Origin of the sequence: Mesorhizobium sp. LMG 17147, from assembly GCF_024297145.1 — a bacterium.
Lineage (GTDB): Bacteria > Pseudomonadota > Alphaproteobacteria > Rhizobiales > Rhizobiaceae > Mesorhizobium.
Genome location: NZ_JANCTC010000024.1, coordinates 19,596 through 43,842 on the forward strand (window position 1 = coordinate 19,596; position 24,247 = coordinate 43,842).

The 24,247-nt window shown below is 63.1% G+C and carries 30 protein-coding genes and 1 pseudogene; 13 read left to right on the forward strand and 18 right to left on the reverse strand.

The features are described 5' to 3' along the window. Nucleotides 1-326 precede the first annotated feature (326 nt). Nucleotides 327-506, reverse strand: a complete 180-nt coding sequence (locus NMG46_RS26370; protein WP_254820275.1) for a hypothetical protein — start codon at nt 504-506, stop codon at nt 327-329. Nucleotides 507-638: 132 nt separating this feature from the next. Between NMG46_RS26370 and NMG46_RS26375 the strand changes: the two genes are divergently transcribed. The 3 genes from NMG46_RS26375 to NMG46_RS26385 all read left to right on the forward strand — a co-directional run bounded on the left by NMG46_RS26375 (nt 639) and on the right by NMG46_RS26385 (nt 3,452). Beyond that, nucleotides 639-812, forward strand: coding sequence for a hypothetical protein (locus NMG46_RS26375; protein ID WP_254820276.1), 174 nt, complete (start codon nt 639-641; stop codon nt 810-812). Nucleotides 813-906: 94 nt separating this feature from the next. After that, a complete protein-coding gene (locus NMG46_RS26380; protein ID WP_254820277.1) occupies nt 907-2,985 on the forward strand; it encodes an ATP-dependent helicase in 2,079 nt (692 codons plus the stop codon). 164 nt (nt 2,986-3,149) lie between these two features. Then, nucleotides 3,150-3,452 carry a DUF982 domain-containing protein gene (locus NMG46_RS26385; protein ID WP_023677662.1) on the forward strand — a complete coding sequence of 101 codons (303 nt, stop codon included), beginning with the start codon at nt 3,150-3,152 and terminating at the stop codon, nt 3,450-3,452. Nucleotides 3,453-3,464: 12 nt separating this feature from the next. Here the strand turns inward: NMG46_RS26385 and NMG46_RS26390 are convergent, their stop codons facing one another. From NMG46_RS26390 to NMG46_RS26400, 3 genes are all read right to left on the reverse strand, one after another. Further along, entirely contained in the window at nt 3,465-4,253 is a 789-nt protein-coding gene (locus NMG46_RS26390; protein WP_254820278.1) for a GGDEF domain-containing protein, read from the reverse strand. A 126-nt stretch (nt 4,254-4,379) separates the two neighbouring features. Beyond that, nucleotides 4,380-4,550, reverse strand: coding sequence for a hypothetical protein (locus tag NMG46_RS26395; RefSeq protein WP_023677663.1), 171 nt, complete (start codon nt 4,548-4,550; stop codon nt 4,380-4,382). A 126-nt stretch (nt 4,551-4,676) separates the two neighbouring features. Continuing rightward, on the reverse strand, nt 4,677-5,189 hold the full coding sequence (locus NMG46_RS26400; RefSeq protein WP_254820279.1) for a DinB family protein: 513 nt from the start codon (nt 5,187-5,189) through the stop codon (nt 4,677-4,679). Nucleotides 5,190-5,266: 77 nt separating this feature from the next. Between NMG46_RS26400 and NMG46_RS26405 the strand changes: the two genes are divergently transcribed. From NMG46_RS26405 to NMG46_RS26425, 5 genes are all read left to right on the forward strand, one after another. After that, complete coding sequence (locus tag NMG46_RS26405) at nt 5,267-5,977, forward strand: glutathione S-transferase family protein (RefSeq protein WP_254820280.1); 711 nt, start codon at nt 5,267-5,269, stop codon at nt 5,975-5,977. 464 nt (nt 5,978-6,441) lie between these two features. After that, nucleotides 6,442-7,077 (forward strand): 5,6-dimethylbenzimidazole synthase, encoded by a 636-nt coding sequence (gene bluB, locus NMG46_RS26410; RefSeq protein WP_254820281.1) that lies wholly within the window; start codon nt 6,442-6,444, stop codon nt 7,075-7,077. 154 nt (nt 7,078-7,231) lie between these two features. After that, on the forward strand, nt 7,232-7,528 hold the full coding sequence (locus NMG46_RS26415; protein WP_254820282.1) for a DUF1905 domain-containing protein: 297 nt from the start codon (nt 7,232-7,234) through the stop codon (nt 7,526-7,528). Between the two features lie 242 nt (nt 7,529-7,770). Continuing rightward, nucleotides 7,771-8,193 (forward strand): nucleoside-diphosphate kinase, encoded by a 423-nt coding sequence (ndk, locus tag NMG46_RS26420; protein ID WP_254820283.1) that lies wholly within the window; start codon nt 7,771-7,773, stop codon nt 8,191-8,193. Nucleotides 8,194-8,459: 266 nt separating this feature from the next. Next, the gene (locus tag NMG46_RS26425; RefSeq protein WP_254820284.1) at nt 8,460-9,068 is read left to right on the forward strand and encodes a class I SAM-dependent methyltransferase; all 609 of its coding nucleotides are present in this window, start codon (nt 8,460-8,462) and stop codon (nt 9,066-9,068) included. 74 nt (nt 9,069-9,142) lie between these two features. Here NMG46_RS26425 and NMG46_RS26430 read toward each other — a convergent pair whose 3' ends face one another. Together NMG46_RS26430 and NMG46_RS26435 are read right to left on the reverse strand one after the other, a co-directional pair. Beyond that, nucleotides 9,143-9,412, reverse strand: coding sequence for a hypothetical protein (locus tag NMG46_RS26430; protein ID WP_254820285.1), 270 nt, complete (start codon nt 9,410-9,412; stop codon nt 9,143-9,145). A 194-nt stretch (nt 9,413-9,606) separates the two neighbouring features. Next, entirely contained in the window at nt 9,607-10,374 is a 768-nt protein-coding gene (locus NMG46_RS26435; RefSeq protein WP_254820286.1) for a YbaY family lipoprotein, read from the reverse strand. Between the two features lie 267 nt (nt 10,375-10,641). On the opposite strand from NMG46_RS26435, the pseudogene NMG46_RS26440 reads away from it, so the two are divergent. Together NMG46_RS26440 and NMG46_RS26445 are read left to right on the forward strand one after the other, a co-directional pair. Then, nucleotides 10,642-11,369: pseudogene (locus NMG46_RS26440) on the forward strand (putative DNA-binding domain-containing protein). A 5-nt stretch (nt 11,370-11,374) separates the two neighbouring features. Next, nucleotides 11,375-11,869, forward strand: a complete 495-nt coding sequence (locus NMG46_RS26445) for a DoxX family protein (protein ID WP_254820287.1) — start codon at nt 11,375-11,377, stop codon at nt 11,867-11,869. Between the two features lie 18 nt (nt 11,870-11,887). Here NMG46_RS26445 and NMG46_RS26450 read toward each other — a convergent pair whose 3' ends face one another. The 5 genes from NMG46_RS26450 to NMG46_RS26470 all read right to left on the reverse strand — a co-directional run bounded on the left by NMG46_RS26450 (nt 11,888) and on the right by NMG46_RS26470 (nt 16,169). Then, complete coding sequence (locus NMG46_RS26450; protein WP_254820288.1) at nt 11,888-12,358, reverse strand: molybdenum cofactor biosynthesis protein MoaE; 471 nt, start codon at nt 12,356-12,358, stop codon at nt 11,888-11,890. Between the two features lie 3 nt (nt 12,359-12,361). Next, entirely contained in the window at nt 12,362-12,619 is a 258-nt protein-coding gene (gene moaD, locus NMG46_RS26455; RefSeq protein ID WP_254820289.1) for a molybdopterin converting factor subunit 1, read from the reverse strand. 1 nt (nt 12,620) lies between these two features. Further along, the gene (gene pgsA, locus NMG46_RS26460) at nt 12,621-13,217 is read right to left on the reverse strand and encodes a CDP-diacylglycerol--glycerol-3-phosphate 3-phosphatidyltransferase (protein ID WP_254820290.1); all 597 of its coding nucleotides are present in this window, start codon (nt 13,215-13,217) and stop codon (nt 12,621-12,623) included. Between the two features lie 100 nt (nt 13,218-13,317). Beyond that, entirely contained in the window at nt 13,318-15,396 is a 2,079-nt protein-coding gene (gene uvrC / locus NMG46_RS26465; RefSeq protein WP_254820291.1) for an excinuclease ABC subunit UvrC, read from the reverse strand. Continuing rightward, complete coding sequence (locus NMG46_RS26470) at nt 15,393-16,169, reverse strand: SDR family oxidoreductase (protein WP_254820292.1); 777 nt, start codon at nt 16,167-16,169, stop codon at nt 15,393-15,395. Before NMG46_RS26470 ends, uvrC begins: the two co-directional genes overlap by 4 nt. Before the next feature lie 419 nt (nt 16,170-16,588). Here NMG46_RS26470 and NMG46_RS26475 point away from each other — a divergent pair, with 419 nt between their 5' ends. After that, on the forward strand, nt 16,589-17,239 hold the full coding sequence (locus NMG46_RS26475) for an outer membrane protein (protein WP_254820293.1): 651 nt from the start codon (nt 16,589-16,591) through the stop codon (nt 17,237-17,239). Between the two features lie 77 nt (nt 17,240-17,316). Here NMG46_RS26475 and NMG46_RS26480 read toward each other — a convergent pair whose 3' ends face one another. Continuing rightward, nucleotides 17,317-17,913 (reverse strand): glutathione S-transferase family protein, encoded by a 597-nt coding sequence (locus NMG46_RS26480; RefSeq protein WP_254820294.1) that lies wholly within the window; start codon nt 17,911-17,913, stop codon nt 17,317-17,319. Between the two features lie 585 nt (nt 17,914-18,498). Here NMG46_RS26480 and NMG46_RS26485 point away from each other — a divergent pair. Continuing rightward, nucleotides 18,499-18,858 (forward strand): hypothetical protein, encoded by a 360-nt coding sequence (locus NMG46_RS26485; protein ID WP_254820295.1) that lies wholly within the window; start codon nt 18,499-18,501, stop codon nt 18,856-18,858. A gap of 457 nt (nt 18,859-19,315) precedes the next feature. Here the strand turns inward: NMG46_RS26485 and NMG46_RS26490 are convergent, their stop codons facing one another. After that, complete coding sequence (locus NMG46_RS26490) at nt 19,316-19,846, reverse strand: DinB family protein (protein WP_254820296.1); 531 nt, start codon at nt 19,844-19,846, stop codon at nt 19,316-19,318. A 62-nt stretch (nt 19,847-19,908) separates the two neighbouring features. On the opposite strand from NMG46_RS26490, the gene NMG46_RS26495 reads away from it, so the two are divergent. Further along, nucleotides 19,909-20,544: a TetR/AcrR family transcriptional regulator gene (locus tag NMG46_RS26495; RefSeq protein ID WP_368389322.1), complete on the forward strand. Its 636-nt coding sequence runs from the start codon at nt 19,909-19,911 to the stop codon at nt 20,542-20,544. A 175-nt stretch (nt 20,545-20,719) separates the two neighbouring features. Here NMG46_RS26495 and NMG46_RS26500 read toward each other — a convergent pair whose 3' ends face one another. The 5 genes from NMG46_RS26500 to NMG46_RS26520 form a co-directional block, all read right to left on the reverse strand. Then, on the reverse strand, nt 20,720-21,334 hold the full coding sequence (locus tag NMG46_RS26500) for a sulfite exporter TauE/SafE family protein (protein ID WP_254820297.1): 615 nt from the start codon (nt 21,332-21,334) through the stop codon (nt 20,720-20,722). 125 nt (nt 21,335-21,459) lie between these two features. Further along, complete coding sequence (locus tag NMG46_RS26505; RefSeq protein ID WP_254820298.1) at nt 21,460-21,912, reverse strand: hypothetical protein; 453 nt, start codon at nt 21,910-21,912, stop codon at nt 21,460-21,462. A 124-nt stretch (nt 21,913-22,036) separates the two neighbouring features. Beyond that, nucleotides 22,037-22,885 carry a 23S rRNA (adenine(2030)-N(6))-methyltransferase RlmJ gene (locus NMG46_RS26510; protein ID WP_254820299.1) on the reverse strand — a complete coding sequence of 283 codons (849 nt, stop codon included), beginning with the start codon at nt 22,883-22,885 and terminating at the stop codon, nt 22,037-22,039. Next, on the reverse strand, nt 22,882-23,490 hold the full coding sequence (locus tag NMG46_RS26515; RefSeq protein ID WP_254820300.1) for a hypothetical protein: 609 nt from the start codon (nt 23,488-23,490) through the stop codon (nt 22,882-22,884). The genes NMG46_RS26510 and NMG46_RS26515 overlap by 4 nt, the downstream gene beginning before the upstream one ends. A 4-nt stretch (nt 23,491-23,494) precedes the next feature. Continuing rightward, on the reverse strand, nt 23,495-24,166 hold the full coding sequence (locus NMG46_RS26520) for a TetR/AcrR family transcriptional regulator (RefSeq protein WP_254820301.1): 672 nt from the start codon (nt 24,164-24,166) through the stop codon (nt 23,495-23,497). Between the last annotated feature and the right edge of the window lie 81 nt (nt 24,167-24,247).

Here is a 24,247-nt window from a genome sequence, read left to right on the forward strand (position 1 = left end):
AAGAACCCGCTATCCTGAGGGGGGACAAGGAGAGCGGGCCCTTTCGTGAACGGCGGCCTTGGGAGCGTCCGATCGGCACCCAAACACGCAGCAGCCCGCTTTGTTCCATGGGAAGAACGAACTATGTGATGAACAAACGCTGCTGTGGCCGGCAGGTTTGTCCACAGGGGCGTGCCGTCTGTACGCTATCGCCCATGACGCTGCGGAAAGACTCAGCTATCCTTGGATGTGCGGCGGGCCTGATCTCCGCCTGGCCGGCGCCATCAGCTTCCTCCCAAGCGGCGCCGGCCACCTTCCTTGACCGGAGCCGACTCCATTTGAGGCGGTCACTGTTTCGGCGGCGTGCCGGGCTGATCGCCGCCGGTCGTCGATTTCGGCACCGGATTCTTGTCGACCTGCGGGTTCTGCTCGACCGTATCGCCAGGGGCCTTGGTCGGCTGGATGTTGTTGTCGCAACCCGCAACAGTCAGAGCTGCCATAAGCAGCAGGATTGAGCGCTTTTTCATCGCAGTCTCCTCTCGCCCGACAACGAGGCGTCAGCGATTTGGTTGCGCGGCCGGTGTCGTTCCCGCATTCGCCGAGGAGCCGGGGAACAAAATGCCGCGTCTCCGGTTGCTGCACAATCAATGGAGGAAGGCATGATCCGTCTGCTCATCGCCGGGGCAATCGTCTATGTTGCCTATCGCGTCGCCAGGAAAGTGATCGACGAGGTGCCCGACGATTTCGATCCGCTGCTGTTGCCGCCGCCACAGGACGATCGCGAGGCGCTGCGGCGGCAATCGGCAAGCATGGGCGTCGAGCCTGAGCGTTAGTCGACAGGCCTGTCCGCAAGGCTTCTTCGTTCACGGGCCCTATTCCGGCTCCGCAAACCGTTGCGAACAAAGCAGAAACGATGCTTGATGGGCGATGAACCTTGCCGCCCGTGATTCGTCCTTCCAGCCGGCCTATCTGGCGAAGCTCAACGCCGAGCAGCGGCTTGCCGTCGAACATGGCGACGGCAAGATCGCCGGGCCGTTGCTGGTGATTGCCGGCGCCGGCTCCGGCAAGACCAACACGCTGGCGCGGGTCGCGCATCTGATCGTCAGGGGTGCTGACCCGCGGCGGATCCTTTTGATGACATTTTCGCGCCGTGCCGCAGCGGAAATGGCCAAGCGGGTCGAGCGCATTGCCGGCGAGGTGCTGGGGCGCGATGCCTCGGTGATCACCGATGCGCTGAGCTGGGCCGGCACGTTCCACGGCATCGGCGCCAGGCTGCTGCGCGATTATGCGCTGGAGATCGGTCTCGATCCGGCCTTCACCATCCACGACCGCGAGGATTCCGCCGACCTGATGAACCTCGCCCGCCACGAGTTGGGTTTTTCGAAGACCGAAGCCCGCTTCCCGACCAAGGGCACCTGCCTTGCGATCTATTCGCGCGCCGTCAACGCACAGGCGCCGCTTGGTGAGGTGTTGGGTTCGGTGTTCCCGTGGTGCGCCGGTTGGGCCGAACAGCTGAAGCAATTATTCGCCAGATATGTCGAGGCCAAGCAAGCGCAGAATGTGCTCGATTACGACGACCTGCTGCTCTACTGGGCGCAGATGGCCGGCGAGCCGGAAATCGCCGCGCATCTGGGTGCGCGTTTCGATCATGTGCTGGTCGATGAATACCAGGACACCAACCGGCTGCAGGCATCGATCCTGACGGCGCTCAAGCCCGACGGATCGGGGCTGACGGTGGTCGGCGACGACGCGCAGTCGATCTATTCGTTCCGCGCCGCGGAAGTGCGCAATATCCTGGATTTTCCCAATCAGTTCGCGCAGCCGGCGGAAGTCGTCATGCTGGAGCGCAACTACCGCTCGACCGAGACGATCCTGGCGGCCGCCAATGCGGTAATCGGCGAAGCGTCGGAACGTTTCACCAAAAATCTCTGGACCGAGCGCAAATCGGCGGAAAAGCCGAAGCTGGTGAGCGTGCGCGACGAGACCGAGCAGGCGAGCTATGTCTGTCAGGCGATACTCACCGAGCGCGAGGCCGGCACCGTTCTCAAAGCCCAGGCGGTGCTGTTTCGAGCCTCGCACCATAGCGGCCCGCTGGAGATCGAGCTGACGCGCCGCAACATCCCCTTCGTCAAGTTCGGCGGGCTGAAATTTCTCGATGCAGCTCACGTCAAGGACTTGCTGGCCGTACTGCGCTTTGCCGAAAACCCGCGCGACCGCGTCGCCGGCTTTCGCGTGCTGCAACTTCTGCCGGGCATCGGCCCTTCGGCCGCCAATGCGATCGTCGAGACCATGGCGACGTCGCTCGACGAGACTATGGGGCTTGCCCGCTATCGGCCGCCGCAGCGTGCCGCCGACGACTGGCCGGGCTTTGTCGCGCTCTATTGCGGCCTGCGCGCCGGCGCGCAAAAATGGCCGGCCGACCTCGAGCAGGTCAGGCTCTGGTACGAGCCGCATCTGGAACGCATCCACGAGGATGCAACGACGCGCCGGGCCGATCTCCTGCAGCTCGAGCAGATCGCTTCCGGCTATGCGTCGCGCGAGCGCTTCCTCACCGAGCTGACACTCGATCCGCCTGACGCGACCAGCGACGAGGCTGGCCCGCCGCACCGCGACGAGGATTATCTGATCCTGTCGACGATCCATTCGGCCAAGGGCCAGGAGTGGAAGAACGTCTTCGTGCTCAACACCGTCGACGGCTGCATCCCGATCGATCTCGGCGTCGGCAGCAAGGAGGACGTCGACGAGGAGCGGCGGCTGCTCTACGTGGCGATGACGCGGGCCAAGGACAGCCTGCACCTGGTCATGCCGCATCGCTTTTTCGTCCACGGCCAGGCGGCGCGCGGCGACCGCCATGTCTATGCCTCGCGCACGCGCTTCATCCCGCGCTCGATCCTCGGCGCCTTCGAACAGGTGGCTTGGGCCAGCGTCCGGGCCCCGGACGATCCGCGCCGCCAGCCGCAGGTGCGCGTCGACCTCGGCGCCCGCATGCGTGGCATGTGGAAATAGGCATCCGCCTCACCGCTGGCGCTGCTCTCCCGGCGACCGCTCCCGGAGCCAGCGAAAAAACAATCGCGGCAACATGGAACCTCGCGCCGTGACCCGCGTTTCTGCCCGACCCCCAGACCGGAGAACGGCGTCCGCCGTGACCTCCGCCCATTCGAGAGGCCAGAATGCACGACAGGACGTTTTCCACTCCGGTTGCCCTAACCGTTGGCGCCGGCTACAAGCGTACGATCGCTTCGTTCTCCGAGATGCACGAATTCCTGACCGAGTTCCCACCTTCGCGCCGGCGGCTGAGCTATGGCGCCGCGGTAAAGGCCTGCGAGGCGGCACGTGCCGGCGATATCTCGGCCGAAGCGGCACGCGACGCCCTGATCACCTTCGCCGTGACGGCAGGCATCCTCTGGCCGGCCGCCCAGCCGGCGGTCTCGGTCAAGCCGGTCGCCCGGGGCCTCGGCGGCTACGCCGCCTGACCGAAACGACCATCAATGGACCGTCATGGGGCCGCCGCCCGGCGGGTCGCCTGCTGCCGCTGGTTCGAAACTGACCTGATCGCGGCCGTTCGATTTGGCCTTGTAAAGGTGCTTGTCCGCCACCACGAACATCTCGGCGTAAGTGGTCGGCCCGCTGAAGGCGACGCCGCCGATGCTGACCGAGAGAGGACAGGGCCGGCCGCCAGGCGAGAACTCCGCCTCACGGACGCGTCGGCGAATTGTCTCCGCCACCAGCCAGGACTGCGAAGGATCTGCGCCGGGAAGGAAAACCGCAAATTCCTCGCCGCCGATCCGGCCGACGATATCGGCGCCGCGTAGCTGGCCCTGGATTGTCTTGGCGATCAGCTTGAGCGCCTGGTCTCCGCAGTCGTGGCCGAGGCGGTCGTTGACGGATTTGAAATGGTCGGCATCGACGATCAGCAAGGCGCCGGCATTAACGACAGAATGGCTGCGGGCCTGTTCGAGATAGGCCTCGACGAGCATGGAAAACGCACCCCGGTTGAACACCGCCGTCAGGCTGTCGGTCGCCGCGACGACGGCCAGTGCCTTCTGCGCGATCGCCAGTTGGCGCATTTTCCACATCAGGAAAAAGAAGAACGAGCTGGCCAGGATAAGCGGCAGCAGCAGGTCGGTCAGCTGCGCCCGCCACAGCGCTTCCGGCGACAAATATGGGAAATTGAAGGAATCGACGAGGAATGCGGCTGCAATGCAGACCGCCGTACCCGCGACGGTAACCGCCACGACCCTGCCCCAGCTCGTCGGGGACAAATCGATCTGCATGCTTTTGCTCCTGCTTCAGCCGGCTACCTTGAAGCAACAGCACAAACGAAGTCCTAAGACTTTGCTTTCAATTCGATCGCAGTGGCGAACCAGCCGTCGAGATGGCGGCCAGATAGAAGATCGGTCCTAAATCAGCTGCCTTCTGATGCTCATCCGCGTCACCGCGGTCACAAGAATGGCGCCGATCATGAAATAGATGGTCGCGACGATGTCGCCCTGGTGGAAATAATAACCGGAGTTGAGAAGCGCCAAGACCACGGCGAAGAACGCCACAAGGCGCAAGGGTTCATTGGGCATGCGTGCCAGTTCTCGCTGTTGCTGCTGAATGCTGCTGGAGCGGCCGCCCTCACGACCGTCCGCTCCATAAAATGTTTTGGCGCGTTTTGCAATCTCGGCGGATCGTCCTCTACCAGCCGCCCAGGTTCAGGCAAAAGCCCTGCCCTCCTCGCTGCGCTGGAACATCGTCAGGTCCAGTCCGAGGCTTGGCTTGCCCAGAATGGTCAGGATCGCATGCGCCTGGCCGCGGTGGTGGGTCTGGTGGTTGAAGAAGTGGTCGAGCGCCGGCGCCAGCCGCTGCGAGACGGTGCGCATATCCGAGACGGTCATGTAGGAGAAGCGGCCCGACAGCGCCTTGTCGCTCAGGCCGTCGACCCAGTCGATGATCCGTTTGTCCTCGGCCTCGCGCGCCAGCCGCAAGCCTGGCAAAGCGCGGTGCAAGATCGTGTCGAGCCTTGCCGGCGCGTCGCCCTCGCCGGTGAAGCGTTTCATCCATATACGGTCGGCTGCCAGGAGGTGGTTGAGCGTTCCCATCATCGAACCGAAGAAGACGCCGACATTGCGGTCGAACTCTTCCTCGTCGAGATCGGCGGCGGCATCGTAGATGCGGCCGTTGGCCCATTGATTGTAGGCCGCAAACATCCTGAAATGCTGTTTCATTCTTCTCTCGACCTGCGGGACCCTGTTTCGCGCGGGTCTGTTTCGGCCATAGTTAGACTGCAAGGACGCTGCCGCCAATGACCATTCTGCTCTACGACCTTGTTGGACGCGACGCCGCTCGCCCATTCAGCCCACATTGCTGGAAGGCGGCGATGGCGCTGGCCCACAAGCGACTCGACATCGCCAGCGTGCCGACCCGTTTCCTCGAAGTGCCGAAGGTGGAAGGCGGCGTCTCGAAGCTCGTTCCGGTGATCCGCGACGGCGAGACGGTGGTCGCCGATTCCTTCGCCATCGCACTCTATCTCGAGGAGACCTATCCCGAGCGGCCGACATTGTTTTCCGGCGACGGCGGTAAGGCGACGGCGCGCTTCATCGAACGCTGGTCGCAGCTGACCATCCATCCCTACGTCACCACCGCGGCGCTACTGGACCTGCATGCCATGCAGGACGAAGCGAACGCCGCCTATTTCCGGCAGAACCGCGAGCAGCGCTTCGGCAGGTGCCTGGAGGCGGTTTACGCCACCCGCGACGCCGGGCTCGCCGGCTTCCGCGCCTCGCTGGAGCCACTCCGCTCGATGCTCGGCTATCAGCCCTTCATTGGCGGCCCGTCGCCGCTATTTGCCGATTACATCGTTTTCGGCGCGCTGCAATGGGCGCGCATCGCCACGCCCTACCGGCTGCTCGACGACAGCGATGTCGTGGCTCAATGGTTCGAACGATGCCTCGATCTGCATGGCGGCCTCGGCCGCACGGTCGCGCCGGCAGCGATCGCCCCGCTCGCAAGTTGAGCTCGGCAGCTTCATCGGCAACGCCACATTCTGTTCTTGCTTTGTGCCGGCAGCTATGCTACTAATTTCGGTATGGTGCTGATTCGTACCGACGACCCGCCCGGCTTGCCGAGGCGGGTTTCGTTTGCCGATCAAGGTTCAACGGCGTAGATGACGGCAACGTCGCCCGGCCTCGGCTAAAGCGCGTCGCGTTCGACCGGCCTCATGTGACGCGCTTTAGGTTCTTGTTTTGATGCATGTCGTTACCGCAAAACCGCTGCACACCTTTGCGCGGCATGCACTTGTTTGTCGTTGCCGCAAAACCGCTGCACACTTTTGCGCGACATGCATTAGAATTCCCGCCCGGCGAAATGCGACAACGCGGGTAGACGAAGTGTCGCTTGAGGCGCCGCATCACTGCCCGGATCGAAGCAAACAAGACGAAAAACCGGCGAACCGGGCAACCACAACAGAGGCAGCGCGCCATGACCGCAAACCCAGAGTTCCCGGCCGATTTTCGCGCCGGGCTTGCCAAGCTCTTCCTGTGGCGGCGCGACGTCAGGCGGTTCAAGCCGACGCCGCTCCCGGAAGGGGCGCTGGAGCGGCTGCTCGAGCTTGCCAGCGCCGCGCCGTCCGTCGGGCTGAGCCAACCTTGGCGCTTCGTCATCGTCGAGAGCGAAACATGCCGCGCCGCCGTCAGGGCATGCTTCGAGCGCTGCAACGCGGAGGCACTCGCAAATTTTTGCGGTGAACGCGCCTCGCTGTATGGGCGCCTGAAACTTGCCGGCCTGAACGAGGCGCCCTGCCAGCTTGCGGTTTTCGCCGACCGCGCAACCAAGCAAGGGCATGGGCTTGGCCGCCAGACCATGCCAGCCACCATAGACTATTCCGCTGTCATGGCGGTCCACACGATGTGGCTGGCGGCGCGCGCCGAGGGAATAGGCATGGGCTGGGTCTCGATCCTCGACCCGGCCGAGATGGCGACGATCCTGGACGTGCCGCCGGAGTGGACACTGATCGGTTACTTCTGCATCGGCTACCCCAGCGAGAACCACAGCGTGCCGGAACTGGAACGGGAAGGCTGGGAAACGCGGCGGCGGTCTATCGTGACAAGGCGGTAGTGGAATGGCAGCGCTGCCATCCTCCTTGCGGGGAAGAATGACTCCTCCCCAGCAGGGCTGTGGATATCATGGATGGTTCGCCGATCGTCAGCATGCCAGCAAGACACCATGGCAAAGCCGGTCGTGAAGGCCTTGACCTGAGGAAGTGCATAGAATGTTTCGCTACGACATGCAGGCCGAGATCTGGGTCTATCCGGGCAAGGGCGGCTGGCATTTCGTGACCCTGCCGCCGGAGCTTGGAGCCCGGATCAAGGCGGCGATGGTTGGGATGGCAAGGCCCTGGGGCTCGCTTGGCGTGGAGGCCGTCATCGGCCAGACCAGATGGCGGACATCGCTGTTTCCCGACAAGAAATCCGGCAGCCTGCTCTTGCCGATCAAGACCGCGGTGCGGGTCCGCGAAGGCCTCGGGGCTGGCGACACGGCCAACCTGACGATCGAGATGCAGTTATGACGACGTCGGGTCAGGCTGACGACGACGCGCTATAGGGCGGCCAGTCGATCGGACCCAAGTGGGTACCGGTTGTCGGAAGATCCGATCTCAACAAAAAGATGAGCGGCGGCATGGTTCGACTTGAAAGTCCGCCGCCCCAGCGCAGAAATGCGCGCTGCGCCGGCCTCCCCTTGGCAAGGCGGCGGGCGGCTTGTATAGAGCCCGCCACCCTCAATTCCACTCTCCATCACAAGGACGACCCCATGGCGCTCGAACGCACCTTTTCCATGATCAAGCCGGACGCGACCCGTCGCAATCTCACCGGCGCTATCACCAAGATACTGGAAGATGCCGGCCTGCGCGTCGTGGCTTCGCGCCGGGTGTGGATGAGCCGCCGCGAGGCGGAAGGTTTCTATGCCGTGCACAAGGAACGTCCGTTCTTCGGCGAGCTGGTCAAATCCATGTCGTCGGGCCCGACAGTCGTGCAGGTACTGGAAGGCGAGAACGCCATTGCCAAGAACCGCGAAGTGATGGGCGCCACCAATCCGGCAAACGCCGCCGAAGGCACCATCCGCAAGCTGCACGCACTGTCGATCGGCGAGAACTCCGTGCACGGTTCCGATGCGCCGGAAACCGCCGCGCAAGAGATCAAATACTGGTTCTCGGATACCGAGATCGTCGGCTAAGCCGGCATCCGAACCCCATCAAAAAGGCCGGCGCAACGCCGGCCTTTTTCGCGAAAGCCCGTCGCGTTCGACCGGTCTCATGCGATGCGCTTCAGGTTCTTGTTTTGATGCATGCCGGTATCGCAAAACCGCTGCACGCTGCTGCGCAATATGCAGTAGCGGACATTTTCAGCTTCAGGCTCCTCGACGGGTCACCGGTGCGTTAAGCTCGGAGGGCGGATCAAACGCCGTCCCGACAATGAGGATTTTGGGGAGCCGACAAGGCCATGACCAGCGCCATTCCCGGCTTCTTCCAGGGCACCGAAATGCCAACCAGCGGCTGGTGGGAAGCGCTGTGGCCCGAGCCTGCCAGCGTCCTGGCGGCAGTAGGCATGAAGCCCGGCACGGACGTGGTCGATCTCTGCTGCGGCGACGGCTGGTTCACGCTGCCAATCGCCAGGGTCGCCCGTCATGTGATCGCCATCGACATCGATGCCGATCTGCTCGAAGTCGCAAGGCGGCGGTTGGCCGAAGGCGGCGCGGGCAATTGCGAGTTTGTGGCGGGCGACGCCTATGAGCTTGCCGGGCTGGTGCCTCAAACCGTCGACTTCGTTTTCATGGCCAACGCTTTCCATGGCGTTCCGGACCGGCCGCGCCTTGCCCGCGCCGTGCGCGCGACGCTTGGCGCTGCCGGTCGTTTTGCCATCGTCAACTGGCACCAGTATCCGCGCGAGCAAACCACGGTCTTGGGCGAGCCGCGCGGGCCAAAGACCGAGCTGAGGTTGTCACCCGAACAGACCACCGCGGCGGTGGAAGCGAGCGGGTTCAAGCTTGCCGAATTGGTTGATGTGCCGCCCTATCACTATGGCGCGGTATTCAAACAAGCGACAAATTGAGAATGCCGGGCGTATGCGGCTTTGTCGCTAGGATGCGTGTCGCCCGCCGCCTCCTAGCGGCGGGTTCTGCCAGTCTATTTCGCCTGGCGTTCCTTCACGTTCGCATGTTCATTCGCCGCCTCCGTGTCGGTGGACGGGGTCTTGGTCTCTTCACCTGAAAACGGGCTGCCCTGCCCCGGTGCGAGATCGCCGCTATGGCCGGCCTTGTTGGTCTGGAACGGTTGGCTGTCCGCTTTGAGACCGTGGTCAAGAGCATTGACAAGATGGTCGTCCGCCTTGGCAAGGCCGGTAAAGGCAAGGAGCGATGCACCGGTGGCGGCAAGGATAAGCGTGTGCGTTTTCATGTCTGGACTCCTTTGAGTTAAGGCCAGAACGAGCCGCAGCCATTCTGGCGGCCTCAACGAAGGGACAAACGTCCCTTTTGCCTTACCCGCCATTTTATGTGGAACTAACGCGCCCTCTGCCCGGCCTATTCCCGCTGAAACACATCGTGATCGACATGCGGCTGCCGCGCGGGCCAATCGGCGCGGACTAAGCGCTAGCTCGCGGCATTGAAGCGCAGGATGTCGCGGCCGTTTCTGTCGGCGATGACAAGCTTACCGGCGTCGACGTGGTAGGATGCTGCTTTGGCCAGCGCCTCGAACAGCGCCTTTTCCTCGGCCATGACCTGAGGCGCGCAGGCCTTAAAGGTCGAGCCGATGTCGCTGATAGCGATCGTCGAGCCGTTTATCCTGGCGGTGGCGAAATAGACGTTGCAAGGGCCGCTGCCGCCGGCCTTGCCGGCTTCGCTGATGCGGAATGTCGCCCGCGGCTCGGCAATCACGCCGATGCCGTCGATATATTCGACCAGCCAGCTTTGGCCGAACACGGAAGGTGCCGCCGGCTCGTCGCCCGGCGCCGCCATTTTCAGCATGATGGTCTGTGGCGCGTCGCTGAGCGGGTCGACCTGATGGCGCGTATCGGCGACGAATAGCAGCCGGTCATCGACAGTGATGAGCGCCTGCAGCGCGTAGGTCATATCAGGCCGGATCACCCGCGGGTCGAAGCTGATCTCGAACTTGATCGGCACCTGGCCGGCCGGCACCACCTTGCGCTCGCCGATGATTGCGGCCGGCGCGTCGGCCAGCGACACGTCGGCAAGCTGCACGGAAAGCACGGCATTGGGCGGCAGCGCGATGCGCTCGCGATACATCACCTCGCCCTTGAGGGTCTTTTCGGCAGCCACGGAACGATCCGGAACGGCAAGTATGCCAACGGCCAGCGGCACCAGTCCGAAGATGAAGAACTCGGCGATCCTGTCCAGCATGATCCTGCTCCCCTTCCGGCAAAGGGTTTCGCAGGATTGCGGTCAATGAATGGCCGGCGGCGTATTGGCATGGCTGCCCCAGGAATTTATTTGGACGGCGGGCGCTTTCAGCGGCCCGCCGCCTTGTCGTCGGCCTTCTTGGCCGCTCCGCAAGCTCTGTTCAGTCCACGCTCGGCGACTATTTCGGAAAAGCCCATGCCGCAGGATGAGCTCCAGTCGGGCGATCTCGGCCGCCGGTTTGACTAGGCCGCGGCATTCACCGCCGGTTTGCTCGATCCTGACCGTGCCCCGCCTGACTCGGTCTCGGGGCCGAACGGGAACGCTGCGATCAAGCGATATGCCGTCTACCGCAACAACGTCACGGTCAGCCTGATCGATGCGCTGGCCGCCAGCTTTCCAGCGCCGCTGCGCATCACCGGCCCGGATTTCTTTCGCGCGATGGCGCGCTTTCACATCCGCGAAACGCCACCCACCTCGCCGCTTCTATTCGAATATGGCCGCGACTTTCCCGATTTCATCGAGCCTACGAACACGCGCAGTCGATGCCGTGGCTGGCCGACGTGGCGCGCATCGAGCGGGCCTGGCTCGATGCCTATCATGCCGCCGACGCGAAGGCGCTGTCGGCTGAGGCACTGGCGTCGATCCCTCGCGAGAGGCTTGCCGACACCGTGCTGCGGCCGCATCCGGCGACGCGGATCGCGCGCTCCCGGTTCCCGGCAGTCACAGTCTTCGCGGCAAACCGGAACGACGGTCCTGTTGGGCCGATCCGGGCAACGGGCGCTGAAGATGCGCTGGTCACGCGGCCCGGCCTAGAGGTCTTCGTCCGCCACCTACCACCCGGCGGCGCAATATTTATCTCGCATCTGGTCGCGGGCGAGTCGCTCGGCGCCGCGGCCGCGGCGGCGTTTGCGGAGAGTGCCGAATTCGAGCTTTCCGCCAACATTGCCGGCGTGCTGGAAGCGGGAGCCTTCACGACTGCACATCAGGAAAGGTGACCACGATGAGCGATAGGCAGAACGCGAGCACCGAACCGCGAGGGTTCGCCGCTCTCGTCGAAAGGCTAAATGCCGCCCTGCGCACGATCGCGACGCCATCGCTGACGCAGCTTGTCCTGCGCTGCGCCCTCGCTGTCCCGTTCTGGCGGTCCGGCGTCAACAAATGGGACGGTTTTCTACAGTTGAACGATGTCGCAGTGCTGCTTTTCAGCTCGGAACTCAAATTGCATCTGCCGGGCGGTCCTTATGATTTTCCGGCACCCGCGCTGGTGGCGTTCGCTTCAGGGTCAGCGGAGATCGTGTTGCCAGTTTTCCTTGTTATCGGCCTGGCGACGCGACTGGCGGCATTCGGGTTGCTGCTGATGACGCTGGTCATCGAGTTCACCGTGCCGGACGGCTGGCCGCTGCACATTACCTGGGCGGCGATGGCGCTTGGCATCATGGCCTGGGGACCCGGCCGGATTTCGCTCGATCATCTGATCGGCACTGACAAAGGTTGAGGGCTCGCGGAAGCCTGGTCAGTCTCGCTTCCAGCGGCTCGCCGCCTTGTCGTCGGCCTCCTTTGCGTCGACCCACCCGCCTTCGGAACCGTCGCTATGGTGTTCCTTTTTCCAGAACGGCGCCCGTGATTTCAAATAATCCATCAGGAAATTCGCGGCGTCGAACGCCGCCTGCCGGTGGGCCGAAGCGGACACCACCAGCACGATGTTTTCGCCCGGCGCGATCTTGCCGTGGCGATGGATGACGGTGAGCCCCTGCAGCGGCCAGCGCTCGATTGCCTCGCCGGCGATGCGGGATATCTCGGCTTCGGCCATGCCGGGATAATGTTCGAGCTCGAGCGCGGAGAGCCTGCCTTGCTCGTCGCGGCAGAGGCCGGAGAAGGTCACCACAGCGCCGATGTCGTTGCGACCCCTGGTCAGCCTGGCGATCTCGGCGGCGACGTCGAAATCCTCCGCCTGGATGCGCACGACAGGCACCACCGCGGACATGGTTCAGCCACCGGTCATCGGCGGGAACAGCGCGATCTCGCGCGCGCCGGCGATCTTTTCGCGGTGCTCGACATGTTCCTGGTTGATGGCGACGCGGATCACGTCAGGATATTGCAGCGCGTGCTCGTATTCCTCGCCGCGCGATTTCAGCCAGCGCAACAGGTCGGCGACCGTTTCGATGGCGGCCGGCAACTCGACGTCTTCTTCCGGTCTGCCGATCCGCTCGCGCACCCAGGCGAAATAAATGAGCTTCGTCGACATGCTACTCGTCCATGATGTGCTTGAGGCCGGCGCGGAAATAGTCGTAGCCAGTGTAGAGCGTCACCAGGGCGGCGATCCACAGCAGCACCAGCCCGGTCTGGGTGGTCAGCGGAAAGAGCTTGTCGCCGGCCGGGCCCGCAAGCAGGAAGGCGATGGCGATCATCTGGATGGTGGTCTTCCATTTGGCGAGCTGCGTTACCGGCACCGAGACCTTCAAAGCCGCCAGATATTCGCGCAGGCCCGAGACCAGGATCTCGCGGCACAGGATGATGATCGCCGCCCACAGCGACCAGCCGGCGATGCCGGCATGGCGGTCGGTGTCGGCGGCAAGCAGCAGCAGGCAAGTGGCGACCAGCAGCTTGTCGGCGATCGGGTCGAGCATCTTGCCGATGTTGGAGGTCTGCTGCCAGGCGCGCGCCAGATAGCCGTCGAAGTAATCGGTGATCGAGGCGAGCAGGAAAATGATGAGCGCCGACCAGCGCGCGAAGTCGCTCGATTTCAGATGCCCCTCCAGGAAGAAGCACAGCACCACCAGCGGCACCGCCAGGATGCGGGCGTAAGTGAGCATGTTGGGCAGGTTGAACGCGCGCTGGGACATGTTTTGGGAACTCTTTCTGCCTGCTTAGTCAAATCAGAAGCGAATGTGGGGGGTCAACAGGCCAGAATCGATTAGCCAGCCGAAATATCGGCAATAAGTCTTAGCTCTCGTGAAAATGATTGTAGACCAATTTCGCCACCTGTTCGGAAATGCCATCGACCTTGACCAAGTCCTCGACGGCGGCACGGCTGACCGCCTTGGCCGTACCGAAATGCATCAGCAGCGCGCGCTTGCGGCCCGGGCCAATGCCGCTGATCTCGTCGAGCGGGCTCTTGACCATCTCCTTCTTGCGGCGGGCGCGGTGCGAACCGATGGCGAACCGATGGACCTCGTCGCGCAGTCGCTGGACGAAATAGAGCACCGGATCGCGAACGGGCAGCGAGAATGGGGCCCTGCCCTTGACGAAGAAGCGTTCGCGGCCGGCATCGCGGTCCTGACCCTTGGCGATACCGATGGCGACAACGCGATCCTCGATGCCGAGATCGGCCAGGATCTTGCGCACCGCCGTCATCTGGCCCTGGCCGCCGTCGATGAGGATGACGTCGGGCCAGGCGGGGAAGCCGCCCGCGTCCTCGATATCGTCGCCCGGTTCGGTAGGGCTTGCCTCGCCCGCGCCCTCGGTTTGCGGGGCATCGCCATGTTCCTTCAACAGCCGCGAGAAGCGCCGCTGCATCACCTCGCGCATCATGCCGAAATCGTCGCCCGGCGTGATCTCGGTCGAGCGGATGTTAAACTTTCGATACTGGTTCTTCACAAAACCTTCCGGCCCGGCGACGACCATGGCGCCGACGGCGTTGGTTCCCATGATGTGCGAGTTGTCATAGACCTCGATGCGCACCGGCGGCTTTTCCAGGCCGAAGGTCTCGGCAAAGCCAGTGAGCAGCCGCGCCTGAGTTGAGGTTTCGGCCAGCCGCCGGCCGAGCGCTTCGCGCGAATTCTGCAGCGCATTGTCGGTCAGGTCCTTTTTCTCGCCGCGCTGGGGCACCGAGATCGACACCTTGCGGCCGGCGCGGGTGGAGAGCGCCTCCGCCAGCAATTCCTGGTCCTCGACGCCATGCGACAACAGGATGGTGCGCGGCGTCGGCTTGTCGTCGTAGAACTGCGCCAGGAACGATCCCAGCACCTCGCCGGCTTCGAGCGCCGGATCGGCCTTGGGAAAATAGGCGCGGTTGCCCCAGTTCTGGCCGGTGCGGAAGAAGAACACCTGGATGCAGACCTGGCCGCCCTCCTGATGGATGGCGAAGACATCGGCCTCGTCGACGGTCTGCGGATTGATGCCTTGATGGCTCTGCACATGCGACAGCGCCGCCAGCCGGTCGCGATAGATGGCGGCGCGTTCGAAATCGAGGTTCTCCGAAGCCTGCTGCATGGCGGCGGAGATCTCCGTCTTCACCTTCTGGCTGCGGCCGGAAAGGAAATCCTTCGCCTCGGCGACAAGCCTTGCATAATCGCCATGCGAGATTTCGCCGGTGCATGGGCCGGCGCAGCGCTTGATCTGGAACAAAAGGCAAGGCCGGGTGCGGTTCTCATAGAAGGAGTCGGTGCAGCTCCTGAGCAGGAAGGCGCGCTGCAGCGAGTTGATGGTACGGCCGACGGCGCCGGCCGAGGCGAAGGGGCCGAAATAGTCTCCCTTGCGTGAGCGCGCGCCGCGATGCTTGTAGATACCGGGCGAGACATGATCGCCGGTCAACAGGATATAGGGGAACGACTTGTCGTCGCGCATCAGCACGTTGAAGCGTGGCCGCAAGCGCTTGATGAGGTTGGCTTCAAGCAGCAGCGCTTCGATCTCGGTGCGGGTGACGACGAACTCCATCGTCGACGTCTCGCGCACCATGCGGCCGATGCGGCTGGTGTGGAACCGGCCTTGCGCGTAGCTGGTGACCCGCTTCTTCAGGCTGCGTGCCTTGCCGACATAGAGCACGTCGCCGTTGGCACTCATCATGCGGTAGACGCCGGGCGCATTGGGCAGCCGCTTGACCAGCGTCTGGATCACCTCGGCGCCGACCATGCCGTCGGCGTCGCCGGCATGCGGGGTCCAGTCGATGGCGGTGAAGGTGACGTCCGGACCGCCGGCCGCAGGCTCGACGACGTCTTCGGCCGCCTCGTCCTCGAGGTCGATTTCGGGCGGCAGGTCGTCGGCGCCACCGCGCGTTTTTTGTTTCTGGTCCATGGAGCTCATTCCGCCATGCCTGTCACATCGGGCGTCTGCCATGCAAGGTGCTGGCCGCCGTCAAGCGCGATCATCTGGCCGGTAACCGAGCGTGCCGCCCACAGATAACGGATGGTGGCACCGAATTCCGGCAATTCCGGGCCGCGTTTCAGGATCAGCCCGGCAATCTGGGCATCGAAATCGCTGTCGTGCTGGCGCGTGTTCTTCAAGGTCGGGCCAGGACCAATGGCGTTGACGCGGATGCGGGGACCCAGCGCCTGCGCCATCATCTCGGTCGCCGCCCACAATGTCGACTTCGACAGCGCATAGGAAAAATAACGCGGCGTCGGGCGCCAGACGCGCTGGTCGATCATGTTGACGATCAGCCCCTCACTGTTCTGCGGCAAGGCCCGGGCGAAAGTCTGCGCCAACAGCGCCGGCGCCTTGACATGCATGGCGAAATGGCGATCCCAGGCCGGCCAGTCGAAATCCTCAACACTGTCGTGCTCGAACAGCGAGGCGTTGTTGACAAGCAGCGACACCGGCCCGAGCGCCGCCGCCGCGCGGCCGACTAGGTCTCCGACCGCGTTCATGTCGGTCAGGTCGGCAGCAACCACTGCGGCCTGGCCATGTCGACCAAAATGACCACTGTTGATTTCGGCCGCCAGTGCCTCCGCCTCGGCCAGCGAGCGATTGCAGTGAATGGCGACGGCAAAACCATGCGCGGCAAGGTCCTCGACGATCGCCCTGCCGATCCGCTTCGCCCCGCCCGTCACCAGTGCAGTCGCGGCGACCTTGCTCATCTGTCAATCCTTAATCCGATGCCGATTCCGACCTGCCGGGATCGCGCCGGCAAATTATGGCCCGCCAAGCGTTAAATCCCATTTCCACCTGGGGCAGGATTGTGGCAAAGTGGCCGGTGGGCGTTCTGGCTCGACCGGAATTCGGACCAGCCCGCCCGCAATATAGGGCGCTGGAGCCCTTACACCAAGCCGTGTGCAGTGCAGCACGGCGAACCTGCTGACATTGGCTGTTGCGAAGATGCAACGTCAAGGTTCTGCCTCATTCGTGCCAGGGAATGACCCAAGTTCAGGTTCGCTTCAGCCGCATTTCGACACGACATTTGCAACCGTTGAACGCCGGATCCGTTTCATCCCCCGGACGGGTTGAGGGCGCTCATGAAAAACAAGCCTGTGTCCTGTGGCTTAAGGAGTAAAGAACAATGCAAGCCAATCTTAAATTTGCGCGACCGCTGGCGGTGGCGTTTGGGCTGTTCGCCCTCGGCGGAACTGCCTATGCCGCGGACGTGGTTCAGGAAGAGCCGCCGGCACCTGCCCCGATTGCAGAACTTCCGGTCGCATCCTGGGCCGGTCCCTATGCCGGTGTGAGCGTCGGCTACGGCTTCGCCGGCCATGCCAAAGCCAAAGACATTGGCGTCGACGTCGACACCAAGGGTTTTGTCGGCGGCGTCTTCGGCGGCTATAACTGGCAGCAGGAGAACTTCGTCTACGGTGCCGAAGCCGATATCGGCTACAACGGCGTCAAGGGCGACGATGCCGGCATCGAGGCCAAGGGTGGCTTCGAGGGCTCGCTGCGTGCCCGCCTCGGCTATGCCGTCAGCCCGGACATCCTGCTCTACGGCACCGCCGGTGGCGCGCTGAAGAACCAGAAGATTGAAGCTGCCGGCGTAAGCGACACCAACACGCAGTTCGGCTGGACAGCCGGCGTCGGTACCGACATCAAGATCACCGACAATGTGTTCGGCCGTGTCGAGTATCGTTACACGGACTTCGGCAGGAAGGACTTCGACGGTATCGGCAAGGTCAAGTCGACCGACAATCGCGTCACTTTCGGCGTCGGTATGAAGTTCTAAGTCGTCCAAGCCACGACACGAAAAAGCCGGGCCTCGCGCCCGGCTTTTTTTGTGGCACCGGTTGAGGCCGCCCGCCTTCAAGCCGGGATGGCGGGCTTCAGTTCCGGGAACTTCTCGTCGAAGCGTGCCGCCCAGCGCGTCAGCCGGCCGCGGCCCTTTTCCCATTTTCCGGCGAAGCGCAGCGAGAGATAGCCAAGGCAGGCGCGCAATGCGATTTGGCCTAAGGTGATTTTCTTCGGCAGCTTCGGCGGATTGGCGTTGAGCAGATCGAGCGCGGCCGAAATCTTCGTCCACTGGCGCTCGAGCCAAGGCTGGTAGACCATCTCTTCCGGCCGCGTGCGCCGCTCATAGACCATCGACAGCGCGCAGTCGCAGATACCGTCGGCCAATGCCTCCAGCACCTCCGCCTCAAGGCGCCTGTCGGGATTGCGCGGAAACAATGCGTTCTTCGACATCCGATTGAGATGCTGGGTGATGGCGCGGCTGTCGTGGACCGAGCGGCCGTCATCGAGCACCAGCACCGGGATCTTGCAGAGCGGATTGGCGCCGATCAGTTCGGCCGGCCTTTCCTCCGTCTTTATCGGCACGAGATCGACCGCGATGCCAGCATAAAGTGCTGCCATGCGCACCTTGGAGCTGTAGGGGGAAGTAGACGCGTAGAGCAGTCTGGGCATTGTCGATTCCTGTTTGCCGGCTACAGCTCCATATGCCCCGTTGGACGCGCAAAAGGACGCCGTAGCATTGTGACTTCGCGCATAACCCTCACCGAAAACCGATTCCGACAGGGGCTCGTGCGTGGGCACTGTTGACCGATCATGCAGGGTTCATCAACGGCCAGAGGCGGAAAACCGCGCCGCCAGCGTACAGCCATTGTCTCGACGTCAATCGCGATGCGATAAGCCGCAGTGCGGCGGCAGACGCGAGCGCGTCGGACAATCCAAATCCGAATTGGCTACCAACTCGGCCTTGCACCGAAGGTTGGCCTTTGGCAGCCACGAAAATCCCACCGGACTTCGCCGCATGGCGAAGTCCTGGGAGCTGCGAAAAGACGTCTTCCTCCCGCCTCTTTCTCGTCTGCCCGACCGTCAACCAAGAAGCGAGGCGCCTGTCCGGCATCCCGCCCTGACTGTCTTGAGTATTGTCCCCGACGGTAGCAGGGCGGCGACTACTTCTTGGCCTTCGCCTTTGCGGGCGCTGCTTTCGGCTTGGCCGCGGGCGCTGCTTTCTTCACTGCCGCAGAAGATTTCGCAGCGGCGGCCTTGGCCGGTGCTGCCTTCTTCGCAGCTGGCTTCGCCGCGGCCTTTGCAGCCGGCTTCTTGGCCGGTGCCGCCTTCTTTGCGGGTGCAGCCTTGGCCGGTGCTGCCTTTGCCTTGGCAGGTGCTGCTTTCTTCACGGCCGGTTTTGCCGCGGCCTTGGCGGCCGGCTTTTTGGCCGGCGCTGCTTTTGCCTTAGGCGGGGCCTTCGCTTTGGCAGCGGGTGCCGCTTTCTTCACAGCAGTTGCGGCCTTTGCCGCGGCTGCTTTTGCTGGTGCTTTCTTTGCCGGTGCCTTGGATGCCGGCGCCTTGGATGACTGCTTAGCCATATCATGCCCCTTCCGTTGTGCCGACGGCCGTTATTGACCCGGCGCGCATTGCATATCTGACTCGCGGCTTGCTAGCCAGCGAAGCATTAGAATGATTTTTGCAGCTTAAGTTTCGGTTACGGCGAGCGCACGACCATTTTACCCGCGCAAAAACCGGCTGCGAATCTTTGTCTCCCGCAGTGAAGTTCTGCGACAGAAATTCTGGCCGCTCTATCTCGACCGGTCTTCTCGTCAAGCTCAGGACCTTTTCGACCAGCTTTGCGCTTCAACGTCCGACGCTCAGCGCGAACATTGTCCAGAACGAAGGCGGTCGCCCGCCTCGTCTTGTTCGAAAAGATAAACTACAGGTAAGTAGGAAGCAACGCGACGAGCACGCCGCTGCACTATCTTGCACGACGCGATGAAAGTAAGCAGACAGCTCACATTTCTGAAGGACAGGATATCGTTCGATAGATCCGGTCGAGCCGACCGCGTGATCGAAAGCGCTTGGCCGTTCAGGTGCCGAGCGGCTCACGGCTCATCTGCAGCCGGCGCGAAGGCTCGGCCCTGTGGAGATGGACGGCGAAGGTATCCCGTGGCGGCATGACGGAAATCTGTGCCAGGATGCGCCCCGCTTCACCGCGATGATAGCCGCCGTGCAGTACGACGTGGGTCAGCATTTCCTGTCGCGACATCAATGCCTTATCCCCGTCGGTGAACACGAAGGCGACGGGCTCGGACAGCTGCCGCGACGAAACGGTTTCGAGATAATCGAGATACCAGCGATCGGTCGCTGCGACCGCGGCGCGAAGTTCGTCGAACGCCGGCATGTCCTCAGTGGTGTCGGCGCAGTAGCCATGGCATGCGCCAACCAGGTGCGCCGAGAATATCCGCGACACCACATGGCTGTGATCGACGAGCCGAATCACGGCCTGCCGGTCCTTGCCGTGAACATGCGGGTCGAGACTCGCGAGCTTTTCCAGCAGTTCGTCATTGGCCCAGGCCTGATAGGCAAACAGGCTGCGAAGCAGAGCGAGCACACTCATGGTCGGTGTCCTTTTCCGGAAATGCGAGTATGTTGTTTATATTTTCAGGAGAATGAGCGGGCGTGTCTACTCGCATTGCAAAGCCGCATCCGCGCATGCGCAAGCAGCCGCGCCAGGCGCGTTCCAGGGCAACCGTCGAGGCGATTATCGAGGCAGCGGCTCATGTTCTGAGCGGGCTGGGCTGGGCCGGCTTCACCACCAACAAGGTGGCCGAGACAGCAGGTGTAAGCATCGGCACGCTCTACCAGTATTTTCCCGACAAGCTCTCCCTGCTCGCAGCCGTCCGGCGCCGTCACTTCGATCATGTGCTGTCGGTCATTCGCGATTCGGCGGAAGACCAAAAGCCGCTCAGGACATTCGCGCAGGAGCTGGTGCGCGGCATGATCGCGGCACACAGCATTCACCCGACACTACACCAGGTGCTGCTCGACGAGGCGCCTGGCGATCGTGGCTCCAGGGCCGCCCATGCTTCGTTCCAGGCACAATACCTCAATCACTATGCGACTGCTGTCGCCAGTTATCGCAAGCCACGGAAAGGCGCCGACACGGAGGCCGTGGCGCGCGTGCTGTCGTCAGCGATCGAAGGTGTGATCCACAATGCGGCACGCCGGAACATGCTCGCCGCGCCGGAGCTGCAAAAGCAACTCGTCGAACTGATCTGCGCCTACCTATCGGGAGCGGGCCGCATCGGTCGATAGCGCATGGCACCGCGGAAGTCGGGATTTCTGTGTTTCGTTCAAACCCGGCTTACGAGGTGCGGCAAGGACGATGCCAACAATGCTGCACCTGATGCGGCCAAGAGTGTGAGGACGATCTTTCGAAAAGTCGCCTCGCTAACGCCGATGTAGAGTCTCGCGCCAAGGAGTGTCGGTATCAACATCGCCGGCGCGACGACGGCAAACATCGGCAGCATTCGAGCTTGACCTTTCCGGCCGCAAGATAGGCGGCCATCGTCATGGAGAGGGTCACAAGGTTGAAATTCTGGATGACAATACGCTGCCTGTCCTTTTCCCATTGGCGCAGCACGCACCACAGCGTTGGAACCGGGCCGGTGAAGCCGCCAAGTCCACCCATGATGCCGCCGACCAGACCTATTGCACCGTCTGCAACAGGACCCCCGACCGTGATGGGAGGGAGGCGACGCGCAAAGAGCATCAAGGGACACCAAACGACCAGCAGCGCGCCGAAGACCAGCTTGAACAACTGCACATCCAGCAAGGGCAGGATGGCGACACCGACCGGAATGCCTATGGTCCCGCCGATCAGGAAGGGCAGCAGAAGCCTGAGGTCGAAACCCCGGCGGACGGTGACGGCAGCGATGATCTGACCGGTGAGCGCCCCAAAGACCGCCATGGCAGCAGCCAGTTGGGGTTCCACGGTCCAAACCCAAATCGACATGGCAACCAGGCTGAAAGCGAACCCGGAAAGCCCCTGGACGAAGCCAGCAACGACCGCGCCGAGAGCAACAGTATAAACAAGCAAATCCATGTGGTGCTGTTTCCCCGCAAACTCGTGACAGCAGATCGCGCTTCCCGCGAATGCTGCGCCGCATGGAAACGGTGACGGTCGATCAGGTGGCCGGTGCTAAAAAGTCGGAATCAGCGAGTGCGCGATCAGCGAAGGACGCGGCAGCGGCCGTTGTAGACCATCCAGCGGTCGAAGCCCGACACGCAGAATTCGACATTGTCGCCGATCGAGGCAAAACCCTGGCCTTCCTCGATCAAGTACCAGATGGTGCGGGCGCGACCGTCGGAGAGGCTGACTGTGGCGCCACAATAACGGCGACCGATCGGCCAGATGTCGTCGGCCGGCAGATAGCGATGCTGGTGGATGCGCTGGAAGTCGACGATCTGCACATCCGGCAGATGCGGCACGTGGTGCACCTGATAGGAGAAGCGGTCGGTGATTTTGTTCAGCACCCAGGCCTCGCCACACACGCCGCTGTCCTCGTCGGTATAGATTGCAAGGTCGGCGGCCTGCACCGCCTGGGTAACGCCAAGAGGCGCAGCCAGCGGCGTGCAAACGGCGAGCAGTGCGGCAAGGGCGGATTGGGCGAAGCGAGTCATGGCAGCCTCTCAAGGTCGACTGCGCGCACTGTGCGGATTCGCTGACGCGCGGTCAAGCGGTTGTAGCGACTATGGTTGTGGTGACGCGGTTGCACTGAGGGAACGGCAACGACCGCATCTCAAACTACTCTCCCGCCAGCCAGTCCAGCGTCCAATGCGATGGCTGCTCGACAGCAAGCAGCCGGTGCAGCGCCGGCAGCAGCGTCCGCAACTCGCCCTCCAGGGTGAAGGGCGGATTGACCACCACCATGCCGCAGCCATCGAGGCTCGGCTCGACGGAGGCAGGCCTGATCTCAAAACCGATGTCGAGCAGCCTGGGAACGCCCGTCTGCTTCAGCGCCTTGCGGAAGGCGGCGACCGCCTTGGGGTCCTTGAGCGGATACCAGAGCGCGTAAATCCCTCCTGGCCAGCGCCGATGGGCTCTTTGCAGCCCGTCGACCAAGCGACCGAACTCGCCCTCTTCCTCGAAAGGCGGATCGATGAGGACGAGACCGCGCTTCTCCTTTGGCGGCAGATGCGCGCCGAGCGCCAGCCAGCCGTCGAGCTCGATCACCCGGGTCTGGAAGTCGCCGTCGAACAGCGACTTCAGCCTGGCGGCATCCTTGGGATGCAACTCGACCGCCGACAGCCGGTCCTGCTTGCGCATCAGGTGCCGGGCGATCAGCGGCGAACCCGGGTATTTTGTCACGCCGCCGTCCGGATTGAGCGAGCGGACGGCTTCAAGATACGGCGCCAGCAGTGCTGCCGCCGGCGCATCGAGGGCCGCATCGACCAGCCGGCCGATGCCGCCTTGCCATTCGCCGGTCTTTTGCGCTTCGGTCGAGGACAGATCGTAACGGCCGATCCCGGCATGGGTGTCGATGACCCGAAACGCCTTGTCCTTCTGCTTCAGATATTCGATCAGCCGGCTGAGCACGACATGCTTGACGACATCGGCGAAGTTTCCGGCATGGTAGGCGTGGCGATAGTTCAATTGGAGCCCCTGCCCCAGTGAGGCGGTGGCGGCTGCGAGTTCGGATTTTCCGGCCGGCGGCCGAAACGGAATGCCAGCACCAGCCCGGCCAGGCCGGCCGCCATCAGGGAAAAACCGACCGGTCGCGCCCGGCGGTCGACCTCGCCGGCAGCCGAGCGCAGGACGAGATCGACGGCCCGCATCGGAATGCCCTCGGCGTCGCCTGGACCAACGGTGAAAACGTAGGGGCCGGTGGTAACCGTCGGGATCAGGCCGGCCTCGTCGCGAAAGATCCTGTCCGGCAGTTGCGGACTGACCTGCCGAGGATTGTCGGAATGGTTGAACTGCAGCGTCGAGGCGAGCACCGTCCTGCCGGCGGTGGCGGCAGTAAGGGTCAACACGGTGCGCTGCTGCGAGACGATACGCTCGGCTCTTGCCGTTAGGTCGACCAGCACGCGTAGCGGCCCGTCGCGTGCGCTCAGGGCCACCGTCACTGGCTTGAACCGGCCCTGGTCGTAAACCCTCCAGGTGCCGATCTCACGGCCGGAGAAATTGGTCATCGCCCAGGGATAGACGACGCCGATGCCGGTGCCGATGAGCAGTATCAGGGCGAACAGAGAGCGCATGAGGTCAAGACCCGGTATTCGGCGCGCTGGTGCCGTCGCGGGCGCGCTCCATTTCGTCCAGAAGCATGTCAAGGCCGAGATCAAACGTCCGGTCAAATTCGGCGGTGCCGAAATAACGCCCGGCCGCAGCTACTTTTGGAAAATCCTGCGCCAGTTGCTCATCGCTGACCGTGGTCACGGCCGAAGGCCCCTTCGCATAGCCGGCAGTCTCGTCGAGGATGGCACCCATCAGATAATAGCCGGTGGTACGGAACAGCCGCGCACCAAGTTCCGGTCCGAAGCCGCCGGCCTCGAACAGGCCGAGGATGCCGTTCAGCCACGCAAGGCAGGTCGGCGAGTTCATCCGGTAGGTAACGAAGAAGCTGGCGAAAGCCGGGTGCTCACGCGCGACGCGGCGGAAATCCTGCACGGCGATGCGCAACCTTTGTCGCCAAGGTAGGTCCGTGTCGGGCATTTCGAGGGAGCCGATCAGCCGGTCCACCAAGGCTTCGAAGAGATGCGCCACCGAAGGAAAGTGGTGATAGATGCTCATCGCCTCGCAGCCGAGTGCAGTCGCCAGCTTGCGCATCGAAAAACCGGCGAGGCCCTCGCTCTCGATCACCTTCAAAGCGGCAGCCTCGATCATCTCGCGAGACAGTCTGCCGCGCGGTCGCTTTTTTTTGATCGATGTGTCCATGGTGCCGCTTGACAACTTACACTGTAAGGTTCATTTTCGACATTACCTTACACCGTAAGGTCTACAAACGCCAGAGGAGAA